Annotated in this window: 3 protein-coding genes; 1 reads left to right on the top strand and 2 read right to left on the bottom strand. The window is 69.8% G+C overall.

The window, feature by feature from the left end:
* Nucleotides 1–735 (top strand): hypothetical protein (locus B1729_RS16645; protein WP_163633895.1); only part of this gene is annotated, 735 nt, incomplete at its 5' end.
* A 129-nt stretch (nucleotides 736–864) separates the two neighbouring features.
* Here B1729_RS16645 and B1729_RS16640 read toward each other — a convergent pair.
* Nucleotides 865–2,397 carry a CoA-acylating methylmalonate-semialdehyde dehydrogenase gene (locus tag B1729_RS16640; protein WP_163618799.1) on the bottom strand — a complete coding sequence of 511 codons (1,533 nt, stop codon included), beginning with the start codon at nucleotides 2,395–2,397 and terminating at the stop codon, nucleotides 865–867.
* A gap of 67 nt (nucleotides 2,398–2,464) precedes the next feature.
* Nucleotides 2,465–3,781, bottom strand: coding sequence for an aspartate aminotransferase family protein (locus tag B1729_RS16635; RefSeq protein ID WP_163633893.1), 1,317 nt, complete (start codon nucleotides 3,779–3,781; stop codon nucleotides 2,465–2,467).
* Between the last annotated feature and the right edge of the window lie 78 nt (nucleotides 3,782–3,859).

The raw sequence follows: 3,859 nt of genomic DNA, 5'->3' as shown, positions 1-3,859 counted from the left end.
GTCTCCCGCATGGCGGGGCTCGCCCGTCAGCACGGCCGCCCGCTCCTCGTCATGCCCGGGGGCACCTTCAACCACTTCGCCCGCTCGGCGGGCCTCGTCGACGTGGACACGGCCATCGACGCGCTCCAGAGCGGCACGACGATCGAAGTGAGCGCGATCGAGGTGCGGGCGGACGGGGGCGAGCCCATCCTGGCGCTGAACGCGGTGTCGGTGGGCACCTACCCCGAACTGATCGACGAGCGGGATCGCCGTCGGGCGGCCCTGGGCAAGTGGCTCGGCGGGATCGTCGCGGCGTGGCGGACGCTGCGAGGGGCGGAGTCGCTGACGATCGCGCGCGAGGGCCGGCGGGCGCAGGTGTGGTCGGTGTTCGTCGGGGTCGGCCGCAACGACCCCCAGCGGGTCGCGACGATGCAGCGCGAGACGCTGGTGGAGCCGACGCTCGACGTCCGCATCCACCACGCGCGGGGTTCGCGGGCGCGCGCGATGGCGTCACTCGCGTTCGGGAAGCGCACGGCGGCCGTGCTGCGCGCCGTCGGGCTCATGCCGCCCCGCTCGGACGTCGAGCGTCTGGTCGTCGAGGAGTTCGAGATGACGGTGCGCCTCGAGGAGGGGCATCCGTCGGTCTTCGTCCATGACGGCGAGCTCGAGGAGCAGTCGCCCGGCGGCTTCACGCTGCGCTGCGTCGCCGTTCCCCGCGCGGTAACGGTCTTCGCGTCACCGCTGCCCGGTCGTTGAGCGAGCGAAGCGAGACGAAACGCGCTGAGCCGACGTCGTACGTCAGCCCAGGGCGTTTCGTCTCGCTCGTTCCTCGCTCGCTCAACGACCGGATATCGCCCACTCAGCGAACGAAAGCGACGCCCTCCGTCAGTCGTGCTGCGGGAAGCCCAGGTTGATCCCGCCGTGCGACGGGTCGAGCCAGCGTGACGTGACGGCCTTCTCGGCGGTGAAGAACTCGAAGGCGTGAGGGCCGTACGCCTTCGTGTCACCGAAGTGCGACGCCTTCCAGCCGCCGAACGAGTGGTATGCCACGGGCACCGGAATCGGCACGTTGATGCCGATCATGCCCACCGTCGCCTCGTGCTGGAAGCGCCGAGCGGCACCCCCGTCGTTCGTGAAGATGGCCGTGCCGTTGCCGTACGGGCTCGAGTTGATGATGTCGAGGCCGTCTTCGTAGCCCTCGACCCGCACCACGGACAGCACCGGGCCGAACACCTCGTCGGCGTACACCGACGAGGTCGTCGGCACGTTGTCGATGAGGGTCGGGCCGAGCCAGAAGCCGTTCGGGTCGCCGTCGATGTCGACGTCGCGACCGTCGACGACCACCGAGGCTCCGTCGGATGCCGCCACGTCGATGTACGAGGTGACCTTGTCGCGGTGCTGCCCGGTGATGAGCGGCCCCATGTCGCACCCGCGCATACCGTCGCCGGTGCGGAGCGTCTTCATCCGCTCCGACACCTTGCGCACGAACTCGTCAGCCACCGTGTCGACGGCCAGCACCACCGAGATCGCCATGCAGCGCTCGCCCGCCGAGCCGAAGCCGGCGTTCACGGCGGCGTCCGCGGCGAGGTCGAGGTCGGCATCCGGCAGCACCAGCATGTGGTTCTTCGCGCCGCCGAACGCCTGCACGCGCTTGCCGTGCGACGTCGCCGTCTCGTAGACGTACTTGGCGATCGGCGTCGAGCCGACGAACGAGATCCCGCGCACGTCCGGGTGCTCGAGGAGCGCGTCGACGGCCTCCTTGTCGCCGTGGACGACGTTGAAGACGCCCTCCGGCAGCCCCGCCTCGGTCAGCAGCGCAGCCATCCAGTTGGCGGCCGTCGGGTCCTTCTCGCTGGGCTTCAGCACCACGGCGTTGCCGGCGGCGAGGGCCACCGAGAAGAACCACAGCGGAACCATCGCGGGGAAGTTGAACGGGCTGATGATGCCGACCACGCCGAGCGGCTGGCGGAGCGTATAGACGTCGATGCCGGTCGAGACGTTCTCGGAGTACGCGCCCTTGGTGAGGTGCCCCACCCCGCACGCGAACTCGACGACCTCCATGCCGCGGGCGATCTCGCCCAGCGCGTCCGAGAGCACCTTGCCGTGCTCGGCGGTGAGGATCTCGGCGAGCTCCTGCTTGCGCTGATTCAGCAGCTCGCGGAAGTTGAACAGCACCGCCTGACGCTTGGCGATCGACGCGTCGCGCCAGAGCGCCCACGCCGCCGACGCGGCGTCGACCGCTTCGCCCACATCGGCCCGCGAGGCGAACCGCACCCGCTTCTGCACGATGCCGAGTGCCGGGTTGAACACCTGTCCCGTGCGATCGGATGACCCCGCCCAGGGGGCGCCGTTCACCCAGTGATCCAGGACAGCCGTGTCTGCATCCACCGTCTCGGTGTGCTCCATCGTGTCCGTCATTGTCGTGTTCCTCCTTTGGAATCCGCCTGAGCGATTCGTGATCGCCCAGCAGTGCGGGGTGCACGCGTCAGAAGAGGTCGTCTTCGACGCTCGTCAGGGCTTCATCGTAGATCGCTATCGCCTCCTGCACCTCCCCGTCGGTCACCACGCAGGGCGGTACGACGTGGATGCGGTTGTCGGCGGCGAACGGCAGCAGGCCGCGTGAAGTGAGCGCCTTCTTGAGCCGGCCGATCACGTCCGCGCCGACGGGCTCGCGCGTCTCGCGGTCCGAGACGAGCTCCAGCGCCCAGAAGACGCCCTCGCCCCGCACCTCGCCGATGAGCGGATGCCGCGCCGCGAGGTCGCGCAGCCCCGGACCGATCGCGTCCTCGCCCACGCGGCGGGCGTTGTCGACGATGCCCTCGGACTCCATCGCGTCGATGGAGGCGATGATGGATGCTGCGGCCAGCGGATGCCCGGAGTATGTGAGCCCGCCGGGGAACACCCGGTCGTCGAACGTCGCCGAGATCGCGTCCGAGATGATCACGCCGCCGACCGGGACGTAGCCGGAGTTCACGCCCTTCGCGAAGGTGATGAGATCGGGCACGACGTCATAGCCCTGGAACGCGAACCAGCGTCCGGTGCGGCCGAAACCGGCCATGACCTCGTCGAGGATGAGCACGATGCCGTACTTGTCGGCCAGCGCCCGCACACCGGCGAGGTAGCCGGGGGGCGGGAGCAGGATGCCGGCGGTGCCGGGAATCGACTCGAGCAGCAGTGCGGCGATCGTCGAGGGGCCCTCCGACTGGATGACGCGCTCGAGGTGGTGCAGCGCCCGCTCGCACTCCTCCTCGGCGGTGGTCGCCCAGAACTCCGAGCGGTACAGGTAGGGGCCGAAGAAGTGCACGTGTCCGCGGGCGAACTGGTTCGGCATCCGTCGCCAGTCACCGGTCGCGACGATCGCCGCCCCGGTGTTGCCGTGATACGACCGGTACGTCGACAGGACGGTGTCGCGCCCCGTGTGAAGGCGGGCCATGCGGATGGCGTTCTCGATCGCGTCGGCGCCGCCGTTCGTGAAGAAGACCTTCGCGAATCCGTCGGGCGCCTTGCCGAGGATGCGCTGCGCCGCACGCCCGCGGGCGAGGTTGGCGGTGGCGGGGCCGATGGTGGCGAGCTCGTCGGCCTGCGCGCGGATGGCCGCGACGACGGCAGGATGCTGGTGCCCGATGTTGACGTTGACCAGCTGGCTGGAGAAGTCGAGCATGCGCCGGCCCGCGTGGTCCCACACCACCGTTCCGGAGCCGCCCGCGATGACGGGGAGGTCGAGCCCCGCCTGCGCGGACCAGGAGTGGAACACGTGCTCGCGGTCGAGCTCCTTCGCGAGGGCGTCGAGGTCTTCGGTCATGCGGCCACGCTTCCTGTTCTCCGTCGGCGGGTCAAGGGCGTTCGGCGCGCCCAGGGCGATTCGTCTCTGCGTTTCGAC

Origin of the sequence: Microbacterium sp. B35-04, from assembly GCF_010634885.1 — a bacterium.
In the GTDB taxonomy this organism is placed as follows: domain Bacteria; phylum Actinomycetota; class Actinomycetes; order Actinomycetales; family Microbacteriaceae; genus Microbacterium.
This window is presented reverse-complemented; position numbering and strand designations above follow the sequence as displayed.

What these genes read in the sequence shown, in the direction of transcription:
- B1729_RS16635 (WP_163633893.1), bottom strand. Translation starts at nt 3,781, where the DNA reads ATGACCGAAGACCTCGACGCCCTCGCGAAGGAGCTCGACCGCGAGCAC.
- B1729_RS16640 (WP_163618799.1), bottom strand. Translation starts at nt 2,397, where the DNA reads ATGACGGACACGATGGAGCACACCGAGACGGTGGATGCAGACACGGCT.